General features: G+C 63.8%; 24 protein-coding genes, 1 tRNA gene and 1 riboswitch. Of the genes, 10 read left to right on the plus strand and 15 right to left on the minus strand.

The window, feature by feature from the left end; all coding sequences use genetic code 11:
* Positions 1 to 158: 158 nt before the first annotated feature.
* From RA25_RS09760 to cysQ, 5 genes are all read right to left on the minus strand, one after another.
* Complete coding sequence (locus tag RA25_RS09760) at positions 159 to 1199, minus strand: glycosyltransferase family 2 protein (protein ID WP_039171865.1); 1041 nt, start codon at positions 1197 to 1199, stop codon at positions 159 to 161.
* A gap of 2 nt (positions 1200 to 1201) precedes the next feature.
* Positions 1202 to 2185, minus strand: a complete 984-nt coding sequence (gene galE / locus RA25_RS09765; RefSeq protein WP_039171869.1) for a UDP-glucose 4-epimerase GalE — start codon at positions 2183 to 2185, stop codon at positions 1202 to 1204.
* Between the two features lie 46 nt (positions 2186 to 2231).
* A complete protein-coding gene (gene galU / locus RA25_RS09770) occupies positions 2232 to 3125 on the minus strand; it encodes a UTP--glucose-1-phosphate uridylyltransferase GalU (RefSeq protein WP_019297580.1) in 894 nt (297 codons plus the stop codon).
* A gap of 178 nt (positions 3126 to 3303) precedes the next feature.
* Entirely contained in the window at positions 3304 to 4104 is an 801-nt protein-coding gene (locus tag RA25_RS09775; RefSeq protein WP_039171872.1) for a 3-deoxy-manno-octulosonate cytidylyltransferase, read from the minus strand.
* Positions 4104 to 4901, minus strand: coding sequence for a 3'(2'),5'-bisphosphate nucleotidase CysQ (cysQ, locus tag RA25_RS09780; protein WP_039171875.1), 798 nt, complete (start codon positions 4899 to 4901; stop codon positions 4104 to 4106). Before cysQ ends, RA25_RS09775 begins: the two co-directional genes overlap by 1 nt.
* Before the next feature lie 110 nt (positions 4902 to 5011).
* Here cysQ and RA25_RS09785 point away from each other — a divergent pair, with 110 nt between their 5' ends.
* Together RA25_RS09785 and RA25_RS09790 are read left to right on the plus strand one after the other, a co-directional pair.
* Positions 5012 to 5833, plus strand: coding sequence for an ABC transporter permease (locus RA25_RS09785; protein WP_019297577.1), 822 nt, complete (start codon positions 5012 to 5014; stop codon positions 5831 to 5833).
* Between the two features lie 35 nt (positions 5834 to 5868).
* Positions 5869 to 6474 carry an SH3 domain-containing protein gene (locus RA25_RS09790; protein ID WP_019297576.1) on the plus strand — a complete coding sequence of 202 codons (606 nt, stop codon included), beginning with the start codon at positions 5869 to 5871 and terminating at the stop codon, positions 6472 to 6474.
* A 72-nt stretch (positions 6475 to 6546) separates the two neighbouring features.
* On the opposite strand, the gene RA25_RS09795 is transcribed toward RA25_RS09790, so the two are convergent.
* Entirely contained in the window at positions 6547 to 7149 is a 603-nt protein-coding gene (locus RA25_RS09795) for an alpha-ketoglutarate-dependent dioxygenase AlkB family protein (protein WP_039171878.1), read from the minus strand.
* Positions 7150 to 7338: 189 nt separating this feature from the next.
* Here RA25_RS09795 and dnaK point away from each other — a divergent pair, with 189 nt between their 5' ends.
* From dnaK to radC, 3 genes are all read left to right on the plus strand, one after another.
* Positions 7339 to 9285 carry a molecular chaperone DnaK gene (gene dnaK, locus RA25_RS09800; RefSeq protein ID WP_275041644.1) on the plus strand — a complete coding sequence of 649 codons (1947 nt, stop codon included), beginning with the start codon at positions 7339 to 7341 and terminating at the stop codon, positions 9283 to 9285.
* A gap of 77 nt (positions 9286 to 9362) precedes the next feature.
* Positions 9363 to 10523: a molecular chaperone DnaJ gene (dnaJ, locus tag RA25_RS09805; protein WP_039171884.1), complete on the plus strand. Its 1161-nt coding sequence runs from the start codon at positions 9363 to 9365 to the stop codon at positions 10521 to 10523.
* A 283-nt stretch (positions 10524 to 10806) separates the two neighbouring features.
* Positions 10807 to 11571, plus strand: coding sequence for a RadC family protein (radC, locus tag RA25_RS09810; RefSeq protein ID WP_039147474.1), 765 nt, complete (start codon positions 10807 to 10809; stop codon positions 11569 to 11571).
* Positions 11572 to 11610: 39 nt separating this feature from the next.
* Here radC and RA25_RS09815 read toward each other — a convergent pair.
* Positions 11611 to 11686: transfer RNA gene (locus RA25_RS09815), tRNA-Lys, on the minus strand.
* 187 nt (positions 11687 to 11873) lie between these two features.
* Between RA25_RS09815 and dapF the strand changes: the two genes are divergently transcribed.
* The 3 genes from dapF to RA25_RS09830 all read left to right on the plus strand — a co-directional run bounded on the left by dapF (position 11874) and on the right by RA25_RS09830 (position 14605).
* A complete protein-coding gene (dapF, locus tag RA25_RS09820) occupies positions 11874 to 12716 on the plus strand; it encodes a diaminopimelate epimerase (protein ID WP_039171887.1) in 843 nt (280 codons plus the stop codon).
* Entirely contained in the window at positions 12713 to 13975 is a 1263-nt protein-coding gene (gene mtaB, locus RA25_RS09825) for a tRNA (N(6)-L-threonylcarbamoyladenosine(37)-C(2))-methylthiotransferase MtaB (RefSeq protein ID WP_039171890.1), read from the plus strand. Before dapF ends, mtaB begins: the two co-directional genes overlap by 4 nt.
* A gap of 192 nt (positions 13976 to 14167) precedes the next feature.
* Positions 14168 to 14605 carry a glyoxalase superfamily protein gene (locus tag RA25_RS09830; protein WP_039147477.1) on the plus strand — a complete coding sequence of 146 codons (438 nt, stop codon included), beginning with the start codon at positions 14168 to 14170 and terminating at the stop codon, positions 14603 to 14605.
* Between the two features lie 151 nt (positions 14606 to 14756).
* Here RA25_RS09830 and RA25_RS09835 read toward each other — a convergent pair whose 3' ends face one another.
* From RA25_RS09835 to RA25_RS09850, 4 genes are all read right to left on the minus strand, one after another.
* A complete protein-coding gene (locus RA25_RS09835) occupies positions 14757 to 15545 on the minus strand; it encodes a cytochrome c1 (protein WP_019297568.1) in 789 nt (262 codons plus the stop codon).
* 19 nt (positions 15546 to 15564) lie between these two features.
* Positions 15565 to 16899: a cytochrome b gene (gene petB, locus RA25_RS09840; protein WP_039171893.1), complete on the minus strand. Its 1335-nt coding sequence runs from the start codon at positions 16897 to 16899 to the stop codon at positions 15565 to 15567.
* 12 nt (positions 16900 to 16911) lie between these two features.
* Positions 16912 to 17472, minus strand: coding sequence for a ubiquinol-cytochrome c reductase iron-sulfur subunit (gene petA, locus RA25_RS09845; RefSeq protein WP_039147478.1), 561 nt, complete (start codon positions 17470 to 17472; stop codon positions 16912 to 16914).
* 212 nt (positions 17473 to 17684) lie between these two features.
* Entirely contained in the window at positions 17685 to 18287 is a 603-nt protein-coding gene (locus RA25_RS09850) for a glutathione S-transferase (protein WP_039171896.1), read from the minus strand.
* Between the two features lie 112 nt (positions 18288 to 18399).
* Between RA25_RS09850 and RA25_RS09855 the strand changes: the two genes are divergently transcribed.
* Positions 18400 to 18696 carry an antibiotic biosynthesis monooxygenase family protein gene (locus RA25_RS09855; protein WP_039171899.1) on the plus strand — a complete coding sequence of 99 codons (297 nt, stop codon included), beginning with the start codon at positions 18400 to 18402 and terminating at the stop codon, positions 18694 to 18696.
* On the opposite strand, the gene RA25_RS09860 is transcribed toward RA25_RS09855, so the two are convergent.
* A complete protein-coding gene (locus RA25_RS09860) occupies positions 18675 to 19298 on the minus strand; it encodes an FMN-binding negative transcriptional regulator (RefSeq protein ID WP_039171901.1) in 624 nt (207 codons plus the stop codon). The genes RA25_RS09855 and RA25_RS09860 overlap by 22 nt on opposite strands.
* Before the next feature lie 157 nt (positions 19299 to 19455).
* Positions 19456 to 19605, plus strand: a riboswitch (FMN riboswitch).
* Positions 19606 to 19740: 135 nt separating this feature from the next.
* Here RA25_RS09860 and RA25_RS09865 point away from each other — a divergent pair.
* Positions 19741 to 20178 carry a 6,7-dimethyl-8-ribityllumazine synthase gene (locus tag RA25_RS09865; protein WP_019297562.1) on the plus strand — a complete coding sequence of 146 codons (438 nt, stop codon included), beginning with the start codon at positions 19741 to 19743 and terminating at the stop codon, positions 20176 to 20178.
* 165 nt (positions 20179 to 20343) lie between these two features.
* Here the strand turns inward: RA25_RS09865 and RA25_RS09870 are convergent, their stop codons facing one another.
* The 3 genes from RA25_RS09870 to thiB are packed head-to-tail and all read right to left on the minus strand — an operon-like array spanning position 20344 to position 23538.
* On the minus strand, positions 20344 to 21042 hold the full coding sequence (locus RA25_RS09870; RefSeq protein WP_039171903.1) for a thiamine ABC transporter ATP-binding protein: 699 nt from the start codon (positions 21040 to 21042) through the stop codon (positions 20344 to 20346).
* Entirely contained in the window at positions 21029 to 22585 is a 1557-nt protein-coding gene (locus tag RA25_RS09875; RefSeq protein WP_052254213.1) for a thiamine/thiamine pyrophosphate ABC transporter permease ThiP, read from the minus strand. Before RA25_RS09875 ends, RA25_RS09870 begins: the two co-directional genes overlap by 14 nt.
* Positions 22561 to 23538, minus strand: coding sequence for a thiamine ABC transporter substrate binding subunit (gene thiB / locus RA25_RS09880; protein WP_039171905.1), 978 nt, complete (start codon positions 23536 to 23538; stop codon positions 22561 to 22563). The genes RA25_RS09875 and thiB overlap by 25 nt, the downstream gene beginning before the upstream one ends.
* Positions 23539 to 23543: the final 5 nt, after the last annotated feature.

The following is a 23543-nucleotide window of genomic DNA, read 5'->3' on the forward strand; positions in this document are numbered from 1 at the left end:
AACCGCTATCCAAGGAGCGCACCTGCCCGGTCCAGCCTTCTGCCAGCGGCAAGTTTCCGCGCAATATGTCACGCACGCAGTCTATTAACAACGGATTTAGAAACAGTTACGCGGGCGCACGGCGCAGTTGCAACAGTTCAGGCGATGCCGCCCAGGCGTCACCAGGCCAGCGGTGTCATCAGCCCCAGCGCCGCCAGCTGGTCCGGTCCGCGGTACCGGACCGACCCGGCGTGCCACATATCCGGCGCCTCCGTGATCCGGTCGTAATACACGTCAAATTCCTGCGGTGTATGGAAATGCTGCTGGCGCTGCTTTTCCGTTGCCGATTTGGAAACAATCTCCGGCAGGAACTTCGTATGCAGCAGCACGCCGGACGGAGCCTCGCCGCCGGGTCCGTCATACAGCATGTTCAGCTGCCGCGGCAGCATGGAATGGGTTGAATTGATATAGGCATAGCGCCGGTTCCAGCGCACCAGCGGCAGCTTGTTCAGCGTCGGCGAGCGTTCCGGCTGATCCTGGAAGAACACTCTTTCCCGTGCCCCTCCCTGGACCCACAGGTTGCCCTTCGGCTGCTGCCGCACTGCCCGGTAGGGGCCTTCGTCGAACCATTGCAGCACCTCGCAGGGGTCTTGCCCCGGTGCATAGGTCCGGGCGCCCAGCTGCCCCTTGGGGTAAAGGTCCAGCATCAGCGCCCCGAACCCCGCGCGCCCTTGCTGCTCCAGCAGCCGGGTCAAATCGTCCAGCCCGTGCGCGTCCATGCCGGGGTAGACCAGCAGCTCATCGGCATCCACGGTCAGGCACCAGCGCCCGTGGCCATGGCGGATCAGCAGCCAGCCCAGCCAATCCAGGCCAAAGCGCGTGTCCCGGTAACTGCCCTCAGCGCGCCACAGGGAGACATCCGGCTGCTCCGCCAGCAGCTCCGCACTGCCGTCATCGCTGCCATTGTCCACCACAAGGAAATGCGCAACGCCCAGCCGCCGGTAGTGCTCCAGGAAATAGGGCAGCCGGGTGATCTCATTGCGCAGAACGGTAAAAACCAGAACGCCGGCATTGGGGATCTGCCGGGTGCGGTCCGCCGTTTTCTGCATCTGCCGGCGGGCACGCAGCGCCCGCCACAGCATCCGCCGCCGCTTCCACCGCATCCGGTAAGCCCCGGTGAGGCCCAGCGGCGGCAGATCAGGAGCGGCGGGGCCAGTCATGCTTAGCCCTCGTAATGGCCCGTCTTATGCCATTTCCAGGCATCAGCAATCATCGTTTCCAAGGTAGAGCGGCGCGGCTCCCAGCCCAGATCGGTGACCGCGCGGGTCGATCCCGACACCAGCTTGGTGCAGTCGCCCGCCCGGCGCGCGCCGGTGTTGCAGGGCACTTTCTGCCCGGTCACGGCTTCCGCCTTGTCCATCACCTCGCGCACCGAAAAACCGCTGCCGGTGCCCAGGTTGAACACTTGGCTGCCCTTGCCGCCTTCCAGCCACTTCAGGCCCAGCACATGCGCCTCCACCAGGTCGCAGACATGCACATAATCGCGGATGCAGGTACCGTCCGGGGTGTCATAGTCAGTGCCGAAGATGGTCAGCGCATCGCGCTTGCCCGCAATCGCATCCAGCACCAGCGGCACCAGATGGGTCTCGGGGCGGTGGAACTCGCCCACCTCGGCCTCAGGATCAGCGCCCGCCACGTTGAAATAGCGGAAGATCACCGACCGCAGCCCGTGTGCAGCGCCGAAATCCTTGAGGATATCTTCAACTGCCCGCTTGGAAGCGCCATAGGCGTTCAGCGGCAGCTGCGGAGTGTTTTCGTCCAGCACCACATTGTCATGCTCGCCATAGGTGGCGCAGGTCGAGGAGAACACGAAATCCAGGCATCCCGCCGCCACCGCAGCCTCGACCAGATTGAGCGACCCGCCGGTGTTGTTGGCCCAGTAGCGGCCCGGCTCGCTCATCGCCTCGCCGACCTGGCTCAGCGCCGCGAAATGCATCACCGCGGCCGGCTGGTACTTGGCAAACACCTCATCCAGCCGCGCGCGGTCGTTCAGATCGCCTTTCTCGAAGGGTCCGAATTTCACCGCATCCTGCCAGCCGGTCACCAGGTTGTCATAGGTCACCGGCGTATAGCCCGCCGCCTTCAGCGCCTTGCAGGCGTGCGAGCCGATGTATCCGGCACCGCCGGTCACGAGGATATTGGTCACTGTCTCTGCCCCATGCTGGGCCGCCCAGGGCGGGCGGCCAGTTTGGTTACTGCGCGGCCTTGCCGACCTGCGCGATCTCGGTGATGTAGCTCATCAGGTCATCCCGCAGTTCATCGCGCGCCAGCGCAAAGGCGACGGTCGCCTGCAGGAAGCCCGCCTTGGAGCCGCAATCGAACCGCTGCCCGTTGAAGCGGTAGCCGTAAACCGGCACGTCCTGGGCGATATCCTCGGCAATCGCATCGGTCAGCTGAATCTCGCCGCCGGCGCCGGACTTCATCTTGTTGAGGTTCTTCAGAACCGACGGCGACAGGATATAGCGCCCGATCACCGCCAGATTCGACGGCGCGTCTTCCATCTTGGGCTTCTCGACCATGCCGTTGGCGGCGACCACCCGGCCCATGTCCTCTTTCACGTCGAGCACACCATAGGAAGAGGTCTTCTCCGGCGGAACCTCCATCGCGGCAACCATGTTGCCGCCGGTTTCTTCATAGGCCTCGACCATTTGCTGCAGGCAGGGTTTCTCTGCCGCAATCACGTCGTCCGGCAGGATCACCGCAAAGGGCTCGTTGGCGATCAGGCGGCGGGCGCACCACACCGCGTGGCCCAGGCCCAGCGCCTTGTGCTGGCGCAGATAGGCAATGGCACCGGATTCCATGTCGGTGCTCTTCAGGATCTCCAGAAGCTCATCCTTGCCCTTCTTGCGCAGCTCCTGTTCCAGAACCGGCGAGTGGTCAAAATAGTCTTCCAGCGCACCCTTGCCGCGCGACGTGACAAAGATGAATTCCTTGATCCCGGCAGCCCGTGCCTCGTCGATGGCGTATTGCACCAGCGGCCGGTCGACCAATGTCATGATTTCCTTGGGCACGGATTTGGTTGCCGGCAGGAAACGGGTTCCCAGACCCGCAACGGGAAAAATCGCTTTGGTTACTTTTTTACGCATGTGGTTCTCTCTGCACTCAAATTCCGGGCTGGCCGCCGCAACCGCCAAACGGCGCTGATAAGCTGGCGCGCATTATGCCCGGCTGTCTCCAACAAAATGTAAAGCAACTGCCCGTTGCCCCCAGCTGCCGTCTTGCAGCAGCGCCCTTTTCATTCGGCTTCTCTTTAACATAATTCACTCACTCGTGCCGCATTTTCTTCATCATGGCTTCCAGCCGCGGTACATCCTCCGGGTTGTTCAGCTCCCAGAATTCACGGCCGCGCGCCTCAACTTCAACACAGAGCACCTTGCGCCCGTTCTCCAGGAATCGCAGCTGCTCCAGCCCTTCTAGCTGTTCCAGCGGCCCTGTATCCCAATCAGGATACGCTGCCAAGGCATCCGGCCGGTAGGCATAGACCCCGACATGGTGAAAGACCGGCGTGTTTTCGCCATCCCCGTAGACATGCCCGCAATAGGGCACCACCTCCTTGGAGAAATAGAGCGCACTGTGGTCCGCGGCAAATACTGCCGTGGTGCCACCGACCCGGCCGTCTTTCCGGTCCGCCAGCAGGCTGTTCAGCGTTTCGCCGTTGCAACGCAGCACCGGCGTTGCCAGACCCATGCCGGGTGCGGCGCGCAGGCCCGCCACCAGTTCCTCGACAAACCAGTGCGGCGTCAGCGGCGCATCGCCCTGCAGGTTCACCACCACCTCATAGCCGCCGCCCAGCGCCGCATGCGCCTCGGCACAGCGCTCGGTGCCGTTGGCGCACTCCGGCGAGGTCATCACCACCTCGGCCCCGAACGCTTCCGCCGCCTGTTTGATGCGATCGTCATCCGTAGCCACAACCACCCGGTCCACACCCTGCACCGAACAGGCCGCCCGCCAGGAACGCTCCACCAGCGAGCGCTTTTCGCCAGTGGCGCCGGTCAGCGGCACCAGCGGCTTGCCGGGATAGCGGGTCGAGGCATAGCGGGCGGGGATGACAATCAGGACGGACATCAGGCTTCCTTCAGTTCCACAGCTGGTGCATAGGCGATGAAGAACGGGTTGGCATAGCCCTCTTTACCGTATTTCAGCGGGGAATGATCGTCAAAACGCACCACTTTGCCGCCAGCGCCTGCAAGCACCGCATGGCCCGCGGCGGTGTCCCATTCCATGGTGCGGCCGACACGCGGATAAATATCCGCTTCGCCAGTGGCAACCAGGCAGAACTTCAGCGAGGAGCCGGCGCTCTTGCTGTCCTTCACGTTGTACTTGCCGATGTAGTCATCGGTGGCCTGATCGCGGTGCGATTTCGACGCCACCACCATCAGCGCGGAGTTATCGCTGTCTGCGACCCGGATCACCCGGGTTGCGCCGATGGTTTCCGGATCAAAGCTGCCGGTCTCCTCCACCGCGCTGCCGTCAGCCAGAGTAAAGAACATCCGCTGCCGCGCCGGCGCATAGACCACGCCGCGGGTCGGCACGCCGTTTTCCACCAGCGCGATGTTCACGGTGAAATCGCCGCGGCGGTGGATAAACTCCTTGGTGCCGTCCAGTGGATCGACAATCAGGAAGGTGTCGCCGCGCTCCTTGTGCGAGGCCGCCTGCTCCTCGGTGACCAGCATCACGCCCGGAAATGCCGCCCGCAGACCGGCCGAGATCAGCGCATCCGCCGCTTCATCCGCTTCGGTCACCGGGCTGTCGTCGGATTTCACCTTCACGTCGAAATCGTCGGAATTGTAAATCTCCATGATCTTTGCACCGGCCTCGATGGCCAGCTTGCGGATCACGGGCACCAGGTCTTCATATGTCACGCAGGTCTCCCCAACACGGGTTTAATTGAAAATTTGCCTGTTGCCACTTATGATGCGCAGACAGCAGAACGGCAAGCAGCCGCATCAGATAAGGCAGAGAACGCAGGTTCATGTTTCAGCAGCGCACGCAGCAATCGTGGATGTCCGGATTTCTTTCCCTGAGCGAAGTGGTATTCCACTCCGCCGTGCGCAGCGTCCGCTCCAAGCACAACAACGCCTTCATCGCGCTTGGCCTGAACCTGCTGCAGACGATTCTGTTCGTGCTGGCCTTCTATGTCATGTTTGCGGTGCTGGGCCTGCGCGGCTCCGCCATCCGCGGCGATTTTCTGCTCTATGTGATGTCCGGCGTCTACCTGTTCATGGTGCACACCAAGACTGTCAGTGCCGTTGCCGGCGCTGAGGGCCCCAGCAGCCCTATGATGCAGCACGCGCCGATGAACACGATGGTGGCGCTGCTGTCCGCCGCCATCGGCGCGCTCTATATTCAGGTTCTGTCGCTGATCATCATCCTGTTTGCCTATCACGTCGCCTACACGCCTGTGCATATCGAGGAACCCATTCCCGCCTTCGGCATGGTGCTGCTGGCCTGGATCACCGGGTTCGGCGTGGGGCTGGTGTTTCTGGTTCTGAAGCCTTGGGCGCCAAGCTTTGTCAGCATCCTGATGATGATCTACCAGCGCGCCAACATGATTGCCTCGGGCAAGATGTTCCTGGCCAACACGCTGCCCAGCTTCATGCTGGCAATGTTCGACTGGAACCCGCTGTTCCACTGCATCGACCAGTCGCGCGGCTATGTCTTCATCAACTACAACCCGCATTTCAGCTCCTGGCAGTATGCCGCCTGGGTGGCGCTGGTTCTGATCGTGATCGGCCTGATGGGCGAGTTTTACACCCGCCGCCATGTCTCCCTCAGCTGGAACGCGCGCCGGTGAGGGGGCGGCACGCTGCTGCCCTTCTTTGGCTGGCCTTGCTGGCTCTGCCCGCCGCAGCGCAGGAGTATCCCGCCCTTCACAGCGTCACCGGTGTTGCAGCTGATGACGTGCTCAACATCCGCAGCACCCCCTCCGCCAGTGCTGAAGTCATCGGAACCCTGGCACCGGATCAAACCGGTGTGGAAGTGATTCTAGCGGATGAAAGCGGTAAATGGGGCCAGGTGAACAGCGGCGAGCAATCCGGCTGGGCCGCCCTGCGGTATCTGAGCCTGCAACCCCAAAACGACTGGCGCATGATGCACGGACAGGCGCTGGACTGCTTCGGCACCGAGCCCTTCTGGTCCCTGACCCTGGATGACACCGCCCGCATGACCACCCCGGAGGGCCCGGTCACCGGCTTCACACTGCTGGCAAGGCAGCGGGCAGCAGGCCACAGCGGCAAATCCGGCTTCCACGCTGTCCACCACCCCAGCAACGAAACGTCCGTACCAGGAACCGCCAGCCTGTCCGGCACCCTGACGTCACAACACTGCACCGACGGCATGTCGGACCGCAGCTATGGCATTTCGATCGACCTGCTGCACCTGCGCGGCACGGGCCAGCTCGACGTCCTGACCGGCTGCTGCTCGCTGGTGCCCTAGCCGCCGGCCCCAAGACTTTTCAGCAAAAGTCTTGGCAAAAGTTTTCCGCAAAACTTTTGCGCCCCGCCAGCGTCACGTCACCACCCTGAGCGTCAGGTTGATCCGCCCGCCCTTGGGCAAGAGCCGCGACGACTTGAACCGGATCCGGTCCACCCCGTGATAGGTCAGCCGCGCCTCGCCCCCCATCACCACCACGTCGCCGGAACTCAGCCAGAGCGATTCCGTCCTGCCGCCCCGCGTCTGGCTGCCGATCCGGAACAGCCCGTCATCGCCCAGCGAAATGGAAACCACGGGAAAGGAGAAATCCGCCTCATCCTTATCCTGGTGCAGCCCCATCTTCGCACCCTCACCGTAGTAATTCAGCAGGCAGCATTCCGGCTGCCGCTCCAGCCCGGTCAGCTCCGCCCAGATTTCCAGCACCTCCGCCGGGATCGCCGGCCAGTCCCGCCCCGCCGGGTGCTGCTCCGCATAGCGGTAGCCCTTGGCATCCGAATACCAGCCGAACCGTCCGGCCGAGGTCATCCGCACCGACATCTGCCCGCCGCCCGGCACCTTGGGCGAAAACAGCGGCGCCGCCTTCAGCACCCCCCGCAAGGCCTCGATCAGCGCCGCCTGCCGGGCGCCATCGAGATACCCCTTGTGAACATCAAATCCGCGCACCCGCAGCAGGGTCATTGCCGTTCATCCATCCTTAACCATAGCCCTTGCAAAAAAGCGCATTGATTCACGCCTCCGGGCGTGCACTGGCGCTTGCAGGGCCGTTTTCACGTCCCTATATACGCCGGGACGCGGCAAGGTGCAGACCAAACCGCAAAACAATCGGGGCCAGGATGCCGCAACGGGTTCAGGCCTCGGGTAATCGCCTTGAGTAGTAAAAAGGGATCGCAAATGAGCAAAGTTATCGGCATCGACCTGGGTACCACCAACTCCTGCGTGGCCATCATGGATGGCTCCCAGCCCCGCGTGATCGAAAACGCCGAGGGCGCGCGCACCACCCCGTCGATCGTTGCCTTCACCGACGACGAGCGCCTGGTCGGCCAGCCGGCCAAACGCCAGGCCGTCACCAACCCCGACAACACCGTGTTCGGCGTCAAGCGCCTGATCGGCCGCCGGTTCGACGACCCGGCCGTCGCCAAAGACAAGAAGATGGTGCCGTTCTCCATCGTCAACGGCGGCAACGGCGACGCATGGGTCGAAGCCAAGGGTGAGAAATACTCCCCGTCGCAAATCTCCGCCTTCACCCTGGGCAAGATGAAGGAAACCGCGGAATCCTACCTGGGCGAGGAAGTCACCCAGGCGGTGATCACCGTGCCTGCCTACTTCAACGACGCCCAGCGTCAGGCCACCAAGGACGCCGGCAAGATCGCAGGCCTCGAAGTGCTGCGCATCATCAACGAGCCGACCGCAGCTGCGCTGGCCTATGGCCTGGACAAGGAAAACACCCAGACCATCGCCGTATATGACCTCGGCGGCGGCACCTTCGACGTCACCATCCTGGAAATCGACGACGGCCTGTTCGAAGTGAAGTCGACCAACGGCGACACCTTCCTGGGCGGCGAAGACTTCGACATGCGCATCGTCAACTACCTGGCGGATGAGTTCAAAAAGGAAAACGGCGTCGATCTGTCCAAGGACAAGATGGCCCTGCAGCGCCTGAAAGAAGCCGCTGAAAAAGCCAAGATCGAACTGTCCTCCACCTCGCAGACCGAGATCAACCAGCCGTTCATCTCGATGGACCCGTCCTCGGGCCAGCCGCTGCACATGGTAATGAAGCTGACCCGCGCCAAGCTGGAAAGCCTGGTCTCCGACCTGATCAAACGCTCGATGGACCCGTGCAAGGCGGCCCTGAAGGACGCAGGCCTGTCGGCTTCCGACATTGACGAGGTGGTTCTGGTCGGCGGTATGACCCGGATGCCGAAAGTCATCGAAGAGGTCTCCAAGTTCTTCGGCAAGGAGCCGCACAAGGGCGTGAACCCGGATGAAGTGGTTGCCATGGGCGCCGCCATCCAGGCCGGCGTTCTGCAGGGCGACGTCAAGGACGTGGTGCTGCTCGACGTGACCCCGCTGTCGCTCGGCATCGAAACCCTGGGCGGCGTCTTCACCCGCCTGATCGACCGCAACACCACCATCCCGACCAAGAAGTCGCAGGTGTTCTCGACCGCGGAAGACAACCAGAACGCCGTGACCATCCGCGTGTTCCAGGGTGAGCGTGAAATGGCGGCCGACAACAAGATGCTCGGCCAGTTCAACCTCGAGGAAATCCCGCCGGCACCGCGCGGCATGCCGCAGATCGAAGTGACCTTCGACATCGACGCCAACGGCATCGTGTCGGTCGGCGCCAAGGACAAGGCGACCGGCAAGGAACAGCAGATCACCATCCAGGCATCGGGCGGCCTGTCCGACGAGGACATCGAAAAGATGGTCAAGGACGCCGAGGACAACGCCGAGGCGGACAAGGAACGCCGCGAGCTGATCGAAGCCAAGAACCAGGCCGAATCGCTGATCCACTCGACCGAGAAATCGGTGGAAGAGCATGGCGACAAGGTCGACCCGTCCACTGTCGAGGTGATCGAGCTGGCCGTGGCCGCGCTGAAGGACGAGCTGGAGAACGACAAGGCAACCGCCGACAAGATCAAGTCCGGCATCCAGAACGTCACCGAAGCTGCGATGAAACTGGGCGAGGCGATCTACAAGGCGCAGGCCGAAGAAGGCGGCGACGACGAGCCGGCAGCAGCTGACGAAGCCGCAGGCCCGGCTGACGACGACATCGTCGATGCCGAGTTCGAAGACCTGGACAACGACAAGCGCTAACGCCTGAGCACTCAGGCCAAGGCGGGCCGGTCCGACCCCGGACCGGCCCATTTTCGTTGAGGCAGATGGGGTAACCGATGTCAAAACGTGACTATTACGACGTTCTGGGCGTGGCCAAAGGCGCCACCGCAGACGAAATCAAAAAAGGCTTTCGCAAGAAGGCCAAGGAACTGCACCCCGACCGGAACTCCGACAATCCGGACGCCGAGGCGCAGTTCAAGGAAGCCAACGAGGCTTATGACGTCCTCAAGGACGCCGAGAAAAAGGCGGCCTATGACCGCTTTGGCCATGCTGCCTTTGAAAACGGCATGGGCGGCGGCCAGCGCGGCGGCGGCGGCCAGGGCTTTGGCGGCGGCGATTTCTCCTCCGCCTTCTCCGACGTGTTCGACGACCTGTTCGGCGATTTCATGGGCGGCCAGCGCGGCGGTGCTGGCGGACGCCAGCGCGCATCGCGCGGCGCAGACCTGCGCTACAACCTGCGCGTCTCGCTGGAGGAAGCCTTCAGCGGCCTGCATAAGACCATCAAGGTCCCGGCCTCCGTTTCCTGCACCTCCTGCGAGGGCACCGGGGCTGAGGGCGGCGTCGAGCCCACTACCTGCCCGACCTGTTCCGGCATGGGCAAGGTCCGCGCGCAGCAGGGCTTCTTCACCGTTGAACGCACCTGTCCGACCTGCTCGGGCCTGGGCCAGATCATCAAGAACCCGTGCAAATCCTGCCACGGCCACGGCCGGGTGGAAAAAGACCGCTCGCTGTCGGTGAACATCCCGGCAGGGGTGGAAACCGGTACCCGCATCCGACTGGCAGGCGAAGGCGAAGCCGGCCTGCGCGGCGGCCCTCCGGGCGATCTCTACATCTTTGTCGAGGTCGGCCCGCACAAGCTGTTTGAACGCGACGGCAACAACCTCTATTGCCGGGTGCCGGTCAGCATGGCCAAGGCATCGCTTGGCGGCTCCATCGAGGTGCCGACCATCGACGGAGGCCGCGGCCGCGTGCAAATCCCCGAGGGCAGCCAGTCCGGCCGCCAGATGCGCCTGCGCGGCAAGGGCATGCCGGCGCTGCGCGGTGGTGCCACCGGCGACATGTTCATCGAACTGGCGGTGGAAACCCCGATGAACCTCACCGCCCGCCAGAAGGAGCTTCTGCGCGAGTTCGAGGACATATCCGAGGAAAACACCAACCCCGAATCCCGCAGCTTCTTCTCTTCGGTGAAAAGCTTCTGGGATGGGATGAAGGGGTGAGCAAGCTCCCCGGAAACGCTCCGGGGGAGCGTTTCGCTTGCGAACGGGCGGAGCCCCGGCCACTAGCCTGAAACGACTCGATCAAAGCGCCCCCGCCCGGGGCGCTTTTCTTTTGCGCATCCTTTACGCAGCGCCCTGCCCAGACGCCCCACGCCGCGCTGCGGCGGTGCACAGGAGGTGTACAGGGGGTGCACGCCTGTCACCCCCTTGCTGCCGCCCCTCCGCCGCTCTCGCAGGGCATCCATTAACACTTCCTCAACCATGATGGCGGCACCATGGCGCCATGGCACAGGACCCCGCATTCGAGGACGTCTCCCTGCCGCTGTTTCCCGGCAGCGAGGAGGCCCCTGCGGCCCCGCTCTCCCCCGGCCGCCTGCCCTCCTACATCAAGGACCACCGCGCCCGCCTGCGGGAGCGTTTCATGGCCGGCGGCGCCGCCGCGATGCCGGATTATGAGCTGCTGGAATTGGTCCTGTTCCGCTCCATCCCGCGCCGCGACGTGAAACCCTTGGCGCGGCAACTGCTTGATACATTTGGAGATTTCAACCGCGTGGTGGCAGCCGCACCGGAACGGCTGGCGCAGGTCAGGGGCATCGGCGACGCCGTCATCACCGACCTCAAGGTGCTGGAGGCCGCCGCCCACCGCATGGCCCGCGCCCGGGTGATGCAGCGCCAGGTGATCTCCAGCTGGGACGCCCTTTTGGACTATTGCCACACCACCATGGCGCATCGCGAAACCGAACAGTTCCGCATCCTGTTCCTGGACCGCAAGAACGTCCTGATCGCCGACGAGGAACAGGCCCGCGGCACCGTCGACCACGTGCCCGTCTACCCCCGCGAGGTCGCCAAACGCGCCCTGGAACTCAACGCCAGCGCCTTGATTCTGGTGCATAATCACCCGTCCGGAGACCCCACGCCCTCGGACAGTGACATCGGTATGACAGATCAGATCCAGGCCGCCCTCAGCGCCTTGGGAATCACCTTGCACGATCACCTGATCATCGGAAAATCCGCCGAACTCAGCTTCCGCGCTCAGGGTTACCTGTAGCGGTTCGGTCGTCTCATCATCAGCGGTTTGGGGAGGAAGTGGTGAGCCGTGCAGGATTCGAACCTGCGACCCACTGATTAAAAGTCAGTTGCTCTACCAACTGAGCTAACGGCCCACTTCTTCGTCGCGATCTAAGTGTTTTTCCCAGAAGGTTCAAGCACTTATTTCGCTTTGGTCCGGCGTGGCGGTGTGTGTCACGCTGTCCCGATAGGCGGCGTATCTAGGGCCAGTGCGGCGGGGGGTCAACCCCTTTTTTCAACTTTTCTCACCGAAGGCTGGATTCATCTCCGCGCCGGGTCTATATGCCCGCCATGAGCACCTCGGCACACACAAATCTCCCCTTCATGAAGATGCACGGGCTGGGCAACGACTTCGTCGTTGTCGACGCGCGCGCGCAGGACATTGCCATCACCCCGGCGATGGCCAAGGGAATCGCGCACCGCCAGTTCGGCGTCGGCTTCGACCAGCTGACGGTGATCTCGAACGGGCCGGGCGACGCGCATCTGACCTTCTTCAATGCCGACGGCTCCACCTCTGCGGCCTGCGGCAATGCCACCCGCTGCATCGCCCGCCACCTGATCCTGGAGACCGGCAAGCCGGAGCTGCACCTGACCACGGACCGCGGCGACCTTTATGCCCGCGACGCCGGCAACGGGCTCACCTCCGTCAACATGGGGGCGCCGCAGCTGGACTGGCAGGACATCCCGCTGGCCGAGGAAGCGGACACGCTGGAGCTGCCGATCGAGGGCGGCCCCACAGCCACCGGCATGGGCAACCCGCATTGTACCTTCTTTGTCGAAGACGCCGAGGTCATCCCGCTGGCGGAATTCGGTCCCCGCTACGAGCACCACCCGCTCTACCCGCAGCGCACCAATGTACAGGTCGCCCAGGTCACCGGCCCCGACCGCATCCGCATGCGCGTCTGGGAGCGCGGTGTAGGCGTGACACTGGCCTCCGGCTCCTCCTCCTGCGCAACCGCCGTTGCAGCCGCCCGGCGCGGCCTGACGGGCCGCAAGGTGCAGATCGATCTGGATGGCGGCACCCTGTGGATCGACTGGGCTGAGGACGGCGTTTGGATGACCGGCCCGACCATGCATGTGTTCGACGGCACCTTCACCCGCGAATTCCTGGAGTCGCTGGCATGAGCGTGCCCAAGTTCACCACCCTCGGCTGCCGCCTGAATGCCTATGAGACCGAGGCGATGAAGGAGCTGAGCCAGCAGGCAGGCCTGGAGAACGCCGTGGTGGTCAACACCTGCGCGGTAACAGCCGAGGCCGTGCGCAAGGCGCGCCAGGAGATCCGCAAGCTGCGCCGCGAAAATCCGGAGGCGCCGATCATCGTGACCGGCTGCGCCGCCCAGACAGAGCCGGAAACCTTTGCCGCAATGGAAGAGGTCACCCGCGTCATCGGCAATACCGAGAAGATGCAGCCCGAGACCTGGCAGCAGATCGCCAAGGGCCCGGATTTCATCGGCACCACGGAGAAGGTCCAGGTCGACGACATCATGTCGGTGACAGAGACCGCAGGCCACCTGATCGACGGTTTCGGCACCCGCAGCCGCGCCTATGTGCAGGTCCAGAACGGCTGCGACCACCGTTGCACCTTCTGCATCATCCCCTACGGCCGCGGCAACTCCCGCTCGGTCCCCGCGGGCGTGGTGATCGACCAGATCAAGCGGCTGGTGGACAGGGGCTACAACGAGGTGGTTCTGACCGGCGTGGACCTGACCTCCTGGGGCGCTGATCTGCCCGCACAGCCCCGCCTGGGCGACCTGGTGATGCGGATCCTCAGGCTGGTGCCGGACCTGCCGCGGCTGCGCATCTCCTCGATCGATTCGATCGAGGCGGACGAAAACCTGATGCAGGCGATTGCTACCGAACCGCGCCTGATGCCGCATCTGCACCTGTCGCTGCAGCATGGCGACAACCTGATCCTGAAACGTATGGCCCGCCGCCACCTGCGCGACGACGCCATCGCGTTTTGCGAGGAGGCCCGCCGCCTGCGCCCGGAGATGACCTTTGGCGCCGACATCATCGCAGGCTTCCCGACCGAGTCCGACGCCCATTTCGAGAACTCGCTGAAACTGGTCACCGAATGCGATCTGACCTGGCTGCACGTCTTCCCCTATTCCAAGCGCGAGGGTACCCCCGCGGCGAAGATCCCGAACCAGGTGAACGGCAGCGTGATCAAGGAGCGCGCGGCCCGCCTGCGCGCGGCCGGCGATGCGCAAGTGGAACGCCATCTGGCAGAGCAGGTCGGCAAGACCCACCGCATTCTGATGGAAAACCCGCACATGGGCCGCACCGAACAGTTCACGGAAGTGGCGTTCGCAGCCCCCCAGGAAGAAGGCCGGATCGTCACCGCCGCCATTACCGGTACGGCAGGCAGCCAGCTGGTGGCCTGACCCAGAGGGGAATTGCTTTCCCCGCTCCTACCCGCTAAATCTCACAACACAGGTCCCGGATACCTGCCGCTCGCGGCCGCTGGCCATGGTGAAATCCGGACAAGGTTTATCCTGACGCCTGGGTGCACGCCCAGACAGCAATGCGAGCCCTGTCTGCAACGGCACATGCACCCTTTCGCGAAAGGTACATCCATGCAGACCAACTCTGCCCTTCCTTCTGTTGCGCAGCTCAAGGCCGAGGCCCGGCTGTTGCGCAAGCATTCCAAGGCCCAGGGCCAGCCCATCCCCCACAGCACCGCCCTGGAGCGGATCGCCCAGTACTACGGTTTCCGCGACTGGAACACGCTCCACGCCCGTGCCTCCAACGCGCCGGAGCTGCAGGTGGGGATGCGGGTCGAGGGGCGCTATCTGGGCCAGCCCTTCACCGGCTATGTCCACGGTCTGGCTGCCTGCGGCGGCAATGGCCACCGGCGGATCACCCTGCAATTCGACGCGCCTGTTGACGTGGTCCAGTTCGACAGCTTCTCCTCCTGGCGTCAGCGGGTGTCCGCGGTGATCAATGCCGACGACCGCTCGCCGCAGAAGACTTCCAACGGCCTTCCGCATCTGACGGTCAGCCCGCTGGCCTAGGCTTCCGGCTTCTTTCTGGTCCGAAATACCCCGGGGTGAATGCGCGTCCGCGCGCAGAGGGGCAGCGCCCCGCCCCGTCAGCAACGAAAAACCCCCGCAAGCATCACTTGCGGGGGTTTGATGTTTCAAAGCTTTAGTCAGCCGACAGGGATCAGTGCTTGCCCTTGTGCGGCGCCCACAGGCGCTTGTTGGTCAGGTACAGCATCACCGACAGCAGGGTCAGGAACAGCACGCCGACAAAACCGGCCTGCTTGCGCGCCATCATCTTGGGCTCTGCGGTCCACATCAGGAAGGCCGCGACGTCCTGCGACATGGCTTCCACGTCGTTGGCGTGGCCGTCGGCAAATTCCACCTGCTCATCGGACAGCGGCGGCGCCATGGAGATCCAGCCGCCCGGGAAGGCAGTGTTCTCATAGAAGGTGGTGCCTGCTTCTTCCTTGGACTCACCGGTGTAGCCGGCCAGCAGCGAGGCGATGTACTCGGCACCGCCCATGCCCTTGAACAGCTGGTTGATGCCCAGGCCATAGGGGCCGTGGAAGCCCGCACGCGCCTTGGCCATCATGCTGAGGTCCGGGGCGCCGGCGTTGTTGTTCTCCGGGAAGTGATCGACCGGCTTGGCCGGGCGGTCCTCATCCAGTTCCGGATCGTAGACGCTGAAGTTGTCAGCTGCGTAGGCACGCACCTGATCCTCCGGCAGCTGCGGGCCGCCCTCGTCTGCCAGGGTGCGCAGCGGCACCAGCTTCAGCCCGTGGCAGGCCGCGCAGACTTCGGTGTAGATCTGCAGGCCGCGCTGCAGCTGGTTGCGGTCGTAGGTGCCGAACGGGCCTTCAAACGAGAAGGCGTAGTCGGTGATGTGCTGCTCGCCGCCGCCTGCTGCGTAAGACGCAGCAGGGATCATGGCCAGAGCGAAGGCGGCACCGGTTGCCAGTTTCTTGAACATTGTCAGGTGTTCCTTCTTCTTACTCGGCAGGAGTGGCGTCAGCAGAAGACTTCTTGCCGTAGTGGGCGTCGAAATCCTCTTCGATGGTTGCAGGCTGAGCCAGCGGCTTCTCGATCACGCCCAGCAGCGGCAGGATCACGAAGAAGTAGCCGAACCAGTAGGCCGATGCGATCAGCGAGAACGATGCATAGGGCTCTTCCGCCGGCATCGCACCCAGCCACATCAGGGCAAAGAAGTCGACGACCAGCAGCGCGAACCACCATTTGAACATCGGGCGGTAACGGCCCGAACGCACGTTGGAGGTGTCCAGCCAGGGCGCCAGCGCCATGGCCAGGATCGCGCCGAACATGGCGATCACGCCAAAGAACTTCGCATCCACGATGCCGCCGGTCACGAAGGAGGCGAACTGCACCACCCAGACCTCGGAGGTGAAGGCACGCAGGATCGCGTAGAACGGCAGGAAGTACCATTCCGGAACGATGTGCGCCGGGGTCACCAGCGGGTTGGCTTCGATGTAGTTGTCCGGGTGGCCCAGGTAGTTCGGCATGAAGCCGACGATGGCCCAGAACACAACCAGCACAACGGCCAGGCCCAGGAAGTCCTTGATCACGAAGTACGGCCAGAACGGCAGGGTGTCTTTCTTGGCTTCTTCCTTGGACCCCTTGCGGACATCAACACCGGTCGGGTTGTTGTTGCCAGTGGTGTGGAAGGCCCAGATGTGCACGATCACCAGCGCTGCAATCACGAAGGGCAGCAGGTAGTGCAGCGAGAAGAAGCGGTTCAGGGTTGCGTTGTCCACTGCGGGCCCGCCCAGCAGCCAGGTCTGGATCGCTTCGCCGATGAACGGGATCGCGCCAAACAGGCCGGTGATAACGGTGGCCCCCCAGAAGGACATCTGGCCCCAGGGCAGAACGTAACCCATGAAGGCGGTGCCCATCATCATCAGGTAGATCAGCATGCCGACAATCCAGGTGATCTCGCGGGGCGCCTTGTAGGAGCCGTAGTACAGGCCGCGGAAGATGTGGATGTAGACAGCGACAAAGAACAGCGACGCGCCGTTCATATGCAGGTAACGCAGCATATGGCCGCCGTTCACGTCGCGCATGATATGCTCGACAGAGGCGAACGCCAGATCAACATGCGGGGTGTAGTGCATCACCAGGACGATGCCGGTGACGATTTGCAGCGCCAGGCAGAAGGCCAGGACGATGCCCCAGATCCACCACCAGTTCAGGTTCTTGGGGGTGGGGATCATGATGGTGTCATAGATCAGGCCGACGATGGGCAGGCGGCTGTGCAGCCACTTTTCTGCGCCTGTCTTCGGCTCGTAATGGTCGTGCGGAATACCGGACATGAGCGCGTTTCCTTATCCCAGCTTGATGGTGTTGGCGTCGGTGAACTCAGCCACCGGCACGTGCAGGTTCTCCGGCGCCGGGCCTTTGCGGATGCGGCCTGCGGTGTCGTAGTGCGAGCCGTGGCACGGGCAGAACCAGCCGTTGAATTCGCCGGCACCGTCGCCCAGCGGCACACAGCCGAGGTGGGTGCAAACACCCATCATCACCAGCCATTCGCCGGCGTCGTCCATGGTGCGGTTGACGTCAGCCGCGTCGGTGCCCGGCTTGTTGGCGTTTTCCGACCGCGGGTCGATCAGTTCGGACAGCTCCACGGCACGGGCTGCCTCGATCTCTTCCTGGGTGCGGCGGCGGATGAACACCGGCTTACCAAGGAACATGACCGAGATCTGCGTGCCAACTTCCACGCCGCTGACATCGACCAGGATCGAGGACAGCGCTTTCACGTCGGCGGAGGGGTTCATCTGGTTGACCAGGGGCCATACGGCGGCACCCGCGGTCACTGCCCCGGCGCCGGCAGTGGCGTAGTAGAGGAAATCTCTCCGGGTTCCTTCGTGGTCTTCTGCGTGGGACACGAGGTTTTCTCCAATTCCAGCGCCCGTTTAGGGCAAACATGCGCATGCACCGCGATTGCTCGCAGTGACTCAGGCGCGTGTCTAGCGGGGAGAAGCCGCTTCGTCCAGCGGTCATAGGCGCGCAGAAAGCCGCAGACGGCAATTCTGTCACGCCTGTGTGACAGTGCCGCACCCATATCGGCGCGGCACCTGTCTGTTTCAAGGCCCAGAGCTCAGGCCGCGGGTGGTTTTGTCGCCTGCATCGCGGGGCGCGATTCGAAATCCGCGAACCAGTCCGCCAGCGCCTCATTGCCCTGGCGCCAATTGGTTTCCGGGTGGCGGAAATCCACATAAGCCAGGGCGCAAGCCACCGCGATCTGGCCGATATCCAGCGGCCCCTGCAGGTGGCTCATCCAGCGGGCATTCAGCGCTGCGCAGCCGCCCAGCACCTTGCCCCGCTGCGCGTCCAGCCAATTGTCCCACTGTTTGTCTTCGGGACGCAGCCGTTTTTCATAAGACATCAGCACCGCCGCATCCATGATTCCGTCGGCCGTGGCCTCCAGCACCTTGCTGTCCCAGCCGCGGCCGTACAATTTGCCGCCTGCGCGCTCATCCAGGTAGGCGCAGATCACCCTGCTGTCATACAAGGCCGGCCCGTCATTGCGCTCCAGCGCCGGGATCTTGGCCAGCGGGTTGCTGGCCTTCACATCCGGGCTGGGCTTCAGGGGTGTGGTGGTGACGTCCACAATATCAACATCCTCCAGCTGCCCGGTTTCATGCAGCAAAACCACAACCTTGCGGGCAAAGGGGGATGCCTGGGAAAAAGTGAGCTTCATGGAAAATCCTCCGGTGTTTGGCCGCAGCCTACTGCAAGCGGGCCTGAGGGGAAGGGGCAAATGCAGCACTGTGCTAGACTGGGCCCGTGTAACAAGTGACAGGAGCCCCACAATGATCATGCGGATATTCCAGGTTACCATACGGCCCGGCAAAGAAGCCGAGTTCAGCAAGTTCTTTCACGAAACCGCAATCCCGCTGATGAAGGGCACCGAGGGCATCGTCTCGGTCCTGCCCGGCGCGCCGCACTCTGAGACCCCGCGGGAGTTCAGCTTTGTGATGGTCTGGAGGGATCTGGCCTCGCTCAAGGCATTTGTGGGCGAGGATTACACCAGTCCGCACATCGACCCGGCCGAGGCCGAACTGGTCGAGTCGCGCACCATCAAACACTATGATCTGGTAGAAGCCTGACGCATCAGCACCGCCAGTTCCTCCAGCTCCGCGCCCATGCCGCCGGCTATGGCCTCTGCGGCTCCGGCGCGCGCGGCGTCCGGTTTGTTCTGGCTCAGCTTCCAGGTGCCATCAGTGCCCGTGATCCGCATCCGGGCGGGCACGATCATCCGCATCATCCGCGCCAGCGCCGCTGCATCCATCTTGGCCGTCGTCCAGGGCGGCTTCGGCGCCAGCCGCGCCTCATAGAACGCCGACTGCCGGTCCAGCAGATCGCGCAATTCCTCATCCGGACGCAACTCCAGCTCGCCAGTCAGATGCACCGCGACATAGTTCCAGGTCGGCACCTGATCTGGCACCCCGTACCAGTCCGGCGAGACATAACCATCCGGCCCGCTGACGGCGATCCTAGCCGGGCGCGCTTCCTTCAGCATCCGCACAATCGGATTGGAGCGCACCAGATGCAGATCCGCCCATTCCCCGTCTTCGGAAATCAGGAACGGCACATGGCTGATCAGCGGCGCCTCCTCCGTGGAGACCGCCAGCACGCCAAAGGCCCGCGCACGGGCAAACGCCAGGTTCTGCGCGGTATCCGCATCGTGGAAAACCGGATTGGGGTGCATGAAAATTCTCCTGTGCCTGCCCGTCCCGCACACCATGGAACCCGGCTTTGCAATTTGAAAGCTCCACTTCCCTGCTCAGGAACAATACCAATTTCACGTCCCAGCCGCGCGTCTGACGTTCCGTTCTTGAAATCGGCTGCGCCGCTTGGCAATGTCCGCGTGTTCTCAGGGCGGGGCGGAATTCCCCACCGGCGGTAAGCGGGCACGTCCCGTAAGCCCGCGAGCGGCTTCCAAGCTTTTGGAAGTGTCAGCAGATCTGGTGCGATTCCAGAGCCGACGGTCATAGTCCGGATGGAAGAGAACGTGCAGACGAGCCACGGATACGTGCGCCCGTCTGTTCGTGATCGCCTTGGGTGACGTGTCATGCCGTGCTGGCAGCGAAAAGTGGACACCGGTTTTCGCGGCCGCCAGCAGGCCACCAAACTGTATAGGAGATTACGAAATGACACACACCCGCTATGCCTTCATCAAGGCGCAATGGCATGCCGATATTGTCGACCAGGCGCTGGAGGGCTTCCTGCAGCTGATCCCGGCGGAGCAGGTCGACGTGTTCGACGTTCCCGGCGCCTTTGAAATGCCCCTCTTGGCGCAGGAGCTGGCAAAAACTGGAAAATACGCCGCCGTGGCCTGCGCTGCGCTGGTCGTCGACGGCGGCATCTACCGGCATGATTTCGTGGCGCAGGCCGTGGTTGACGGTCTGATGCGCGCCGGCATGGATACCGGGGTGCCGGTTCTGTCGGTCTCGCTGACACCGCATCATTTCCAGGAAACGGAGCATCACATGGCCATCTACCGCGCGCACTTCGTGCAAAAAGGCAACGAAGCCGCCAGTGCAGCGCTGATGATCACCAAGACGCGGGAGGCGGCGCTGGCCGCATAAACGCAGCACTTACAGTGCATTATCCCCTGCACCAGCCCGCCGCACCGGCGGCGGGCATCCGGCAAAAAGGCCAAAAAATCAGCTTAACCACTTGTTTATAATCAAGGTTTCGCAGCGAAACCCCTTTTCACTTACACACCTCCGAAACCGGCTCCCAGCGGCGCGTCAGGCAGATCCCAAATACGCCTTCAAGGCCGGCGGCGGGTTGTTCAGCAGCTCCGCCGTTGCCTGCGGCTCATGCGCCCTGCCCTCCGCCACCAGCACCACCTGATCCGCTATCCGGCGGGCGTCATTCGGATCATGGCTGACCATCAGCACCGTGGCGCCGCTTTCGCGGGCCAGTTCCGCCACCAGGTCCAGCATCTCTGCTTTCAGCGCCGGGCCCAGCGCGGCAAAGGGCTCATCCAACAGCAGAATGTCCCGCCCCTGCACCAGCACCCGCGCCAGCGCCACCCGGCTTTGCTGCCCGCCGGACAGGGCCGCAGGCTTGCGCCCGCCCATGCCGCCCAGGCCGACCCGCTCCAGCGCGGCATCAACCCGGCTCCACTCCGCCGCGCTCAGCCGCAGGTTTGCATGCAGCCCCAGCGCCACATTCTGCGCCACAGTCAGATGCGGGAACAGGTTGCCGTCCTGAAACAGCATCGCCACCGGCCGCTTGCCCGGCGCCTGGCGGGTCAGCTCCGCGCCGTTCCACAAAATACGCCCGCGGGTGACGGGCAGGAAACCGGCCACTGCCTCCACCAGCGTTGACTTGCCGGCCCCGGACGGGCCAATCACCGCGACGCAGGCGCCGGGCGCGATCTCCAGATCCGCCTCCACCGCGTAATCGCCGTTCATGATCCGGCAGCTCTCAAGCCTCAGCATGCCAGCGCCCCCCGCGGTCCAAAATCCAGAATGCCCCCATCGACAGCAGCAGCAGCAACAGTGCCGCACCTGACGCCGCCTCCATCCGGTAGGCCCCCATCAGCCGGTAGATCTGCAAGGGCAGTGTTGCGAAATCCGGATCCGCAAACAGCGCCACCACGCCAAGATCCCCCATCGACAGCGCCGCTGCCAGCCCGGCCGCAAACCCCGTCTGTGCCCGCATCCGCGGCAGGTAGACCCGGCGCACGAACGCCCATCCCTGCATGTCCAGCGACAGCGACAACCGGCCATAGCGCCCCAGAACCTCCCGCGCCCGCGGCACCAGAATGCGCATGGCAAAAGGCAGCGCCATCACCGCATTGACCAGCGCCGTCACCGGCAGCGCCAGCGCAAACGGGTCCGCAATGGGATAGATCAGAATGAACAACCCGGTGCCGATCACCAGCGGCGAGGCCGCAAGGCCGAGGATACCCGAAAGTTCGGCGATGCCGCTGCGCCCGGCAGCAGCCGCAGCGGCCATCGGCAGGGCGAGCATCAGCAGAATCACGGTGCTGAGCGCGGCAACCAGAATCGAGTTGCCCGCCGCCTGCCAAACGGAGCCTTTCAAGGCAGCCAGCCCCGGCAGACCCGCCAGCACGATTGCCGCCAGCGGCAGCAGCAAAAACGCCGCCGACAAGACAATCCAGAACCCGTCCAATCCGCGCGCCAGCAACCCCTGCCCGTCCCAGCGCTGCACAGCCCGGTCAAGCCCGGCCCCAAATCCTTCGCCCGCCGACACCCGCAACGCCACCAGCGCGGCGGCACCGGTCAGCAGCAGCTGCAGCCCCGACAGAAGCGCCGCGCGGCCCAGGTCGAAATCAAAGCGGAACGCCTGATAGATGGCGAGCTCAAGGGTCGTCGCCCTCGGGCCGCCGCCCAAGGTCAGCGCCACCGCAAAGCTGGACAGGCAAATGGCAAACACCACCGCCAGCGCGCCCGGCGCCACCCGCCGCAGCATCGGCCCTTCCAGCAGCCGCCACATCGCCAGCGGCCCGGCATCCAGCTGCGCCGCCAGACGGAAACGCTCGGCAGGAATTTCCTGCCAGCCCTGCAGGATCAGACGCGTCGCCAGCGGCAGGTTGAAGAACACATGCGCCAGCACCACCCCGTGCAGCCCGTAGATTTGAACAGGCTCTAACCCAAGGAAAATCAACCCTTGGCTCAGCCAGCCGGCCCGGCCAAAGACAGCCAACAGACCAAGGATCGCAACAATTACAGGAAGAATGAAGGGCGCGCCCAGCAGTGCAATCAGCAGCGTCCGCCCCGGGAACCGCCGCCGCGCCAGCCCGCGGGCGACGGGAATGGCAAGGCCGACGCTCAAGAGCGCCGACAGACTCGCCTGGGTCAGCGTGAACCGCAGCGCCGCCCAGTCGCTAACGCCGAACCCGGTGCCGGCCTCGGCCCGCAGGGCAACAGCCCCCAGCGTCCCCAGAATCAGCGCCGCCACCAGCAGGGCAGCGGCGCTTCCGGGAAAGGCGCTTACTGGCTGAGCGCGTCCAGCCATTCGCCCAGCGCCGCATCGCGCACTTCTGCCGCTTCCGTTTCGCTCAGCAGCAACGATTTTTCAGGCGCGATCAGGGTGCCGAATCCTTCCGGCAGGCCTGCCGCCGGGGTCACCGCCGGATACATCCAGTTGGTGGTCGGAATGATCGACTGGAACGCATCCGACACCATGAAGGCCAGGAACTGGTCGGCCAGCTCCGGCTGGTCGGTGTTTGCCAGCTTGGCCGCAACTTCCACCTGCATGTAGTGCCCCTCATCAAAAGCGGCGGCAGCCTTGGAGCCGTCTTCCTCGGCAATCAGGTGATAAGCGGGCGAAGTGGTGTAGGAGAGCACCATGTCGGCCTCCCCTTCCAGGAACATGCCATAGGCCTCGGACCAGCCCTTGGTCACGGTGACCACGTTGTCAGACAGGCCCTTCCAGATTTCCGGCGCCTCGTCGCCATAGGCGGCCTTCACCCACAAGAGCAGGCCCAGACCCGGTGTCGAGGACCGCGGGTCCTGAATGACGATCTTGGTGTCGCTGTCCGCCAGCGCCTTGAAATCCGCAGGCGCCGCAGCATCGGCGTTGTGGACAAAGGCAAAGTAGCCCCAGTCATACGGCACAAAGGTCGCGTCGTTCCATTCCACCGGCAGCGCAAACTCGGCGCTCACGGAATGCTCTGCAAACAACCCGGTTTCCTTGGCCGCCGCGGTCAGGTTGGTATCCAGCCCCAGCACCACGTCCGCGTCCGAGCGTGCGCCCTCCAGCTTGACCCGCGCCAAGAGCGCCGCGCCATCGCCTGCGCCCACCAGTTTCAGGTCGCAGCCGCACACCTCTTCAAACGCCTTTTCCACTGCCGGGCCTGGGCCCCAGTCGGAAACAAAGCTGTCATAGGTATAAACGGTGAGTTCGGGCGTTTCGGCAAAGGCTGCCGAGGCGCCAAGCAGTCCCGCTGCAAATGCAAGATGTTTCATGCCAT

The organism is Leisingera sp. ANG-S5 (genome assembly GCF_000813925.1).
Lineage (GTDB): Bacteria > Pseudomonadota > Alphaproteobacteria > Rhodobacterales > Rhodobacteraceae > Leisingera.

What these genes read in the sequence shown, in the direction of transcription:
- RA25_RS09795 (WP_039171878.1), bottom strand. Translation starts at nt 7,149, where the DNA reads ATGACCCTGCTGCGGGTGCGCGGATTTGATGTTCACAAGGGGTATCTC.
- RA25_RS09830 (WP_039147477.1), top strand. Translation starts at nt 14,168, where the DNA reads ATGCAGACCAACTCTGCCCTTCCTTCTGTTGCGCAGCTCAAGGCCGAG.
- mtaB (WP_039171890.1), top strand. Translation starts at nt 12,713, where the DNA reads ATGAGCGTGCCCAAGTTCACCACCCTCGGCTGCCGCCTGAATGCCTAT.
- thiB (WP_039171905.1), bottom strand. Translation starts at nt 23,538, where the DNA reads ATGAAACATCTTGCATTTGCAGCGGGACTGCTTGGCGCCTCGGCAGCC.
- RA25_RS09865 (WP_019297562.1), top strand. Translation starts at nt 19,741, where the DNA reads ATGACACACACCCGCTATGCCTTCATCAAGGCGCAATGGCATGCCGAT.
- dapF (WP_039171887.1), top strand. Translation starts at nt 11,874, where the DNA reads ATGCCCGCCATGAGCACCTCGGCACACACAAATCTCCCCTTCATGAAG.
- RA25_RS09775 (WP_039171872.1), bottom strand. Translation starts at nt 4,104, where the DNA reads ATGTCCGTCCTGATTGTCATCCCCGCCCGCTATGCCTCGACCCGCTAT.
- galU (WP_019297580.1), bottom strand. Translation starts at nt 3,125, where the DNA reads ATGCGTAAAAAAGTAACCAAAGCGATTTTTCCCGTTGCGGGTCTGGGA.
- RA25_RS09835 (WP_019297568.1), bottom strand. Translation starts at nt 15,545, where the DNA reads ATGTTCAAGAAACTGGCAACCGGTGCCGCCTTCGCTCTGGCCATGATC.
- RA25_RS09760 (WP_039171865.1), bottom strand. Translation starts at nt 1,199, where the DNA reads ATGACTGGCCCCGCCGCTCCTGATCTGCCGCCGCTGGGCCTCACCGGG.
- RA25_RS09860 (WP_039171901.1), bottom strand. Translation starts at nt 19,298, where the DNA reads ATGCACCCCAATCCGGTTTTCCACGATGCGGATACCGCGCAGAACCTG.
- RA25_RS09875 (WP_052254213.1), bottom strand. Translation starts at nt 22,585, where the DNA reads ATGGCTGGACGCGCTCAGCCAGTAAGCGCCTTTCCCGGAAGCGCCGCT.
- dnaJ (WP_039171884.1), top strand. Translation starts at nt 9,363, where the DNA reads ATGTCAAAACGTGACTATTACGACGTTCTGGGCGTGGCCAAAGGCGCC.
- RA25_RS09785 (WP_019297577.1), top strand. Translation starts at nt 5,012, where the DNA reads ATGTTTCAGCAGCGCACGCAGCAATCGTGGATGTCCGGATTTCTTTCC.
- petB (WP_039171893.1), bottom strand. Translation starts at nt 16,899, where the DNA reads ATGTCCGGTATTCCGCACGACCATTACGAGCCGAAGACAGGCGCAGAA.
- radC (WP_039147474.1), top strand. Translation starts at nt 10,807, where the DNA reads ATGGCACAGGACCCCGCATTCGAGGACGTCTCCCTGCCGCTGTTTCCC.
- RA25_RS09855 (WP_039171899.1), top strand. Translation starts at nt 18,400, where the DNA reads ATGATCATGCGGATATTCCAGGTTACCATACGGCCCGGCAAAGAAGCC.
- RA25_RS09850 (WP_039171896.1), bottom strand. Translation starts at nt 18,287, where the DNA reads ATGAAGCTCACTTTTTCCCAGGCATCCCCCTTTGCCCGCAAGGTTGTG.
- RA25_RS09870 (WP_039171903.1), bottom strand. Translation starts at nt 21,042, where the DNA reads ATGCTGAGGCTTGAGAGCTGCCGGATCATGAACGGCGATTACGCGGTG.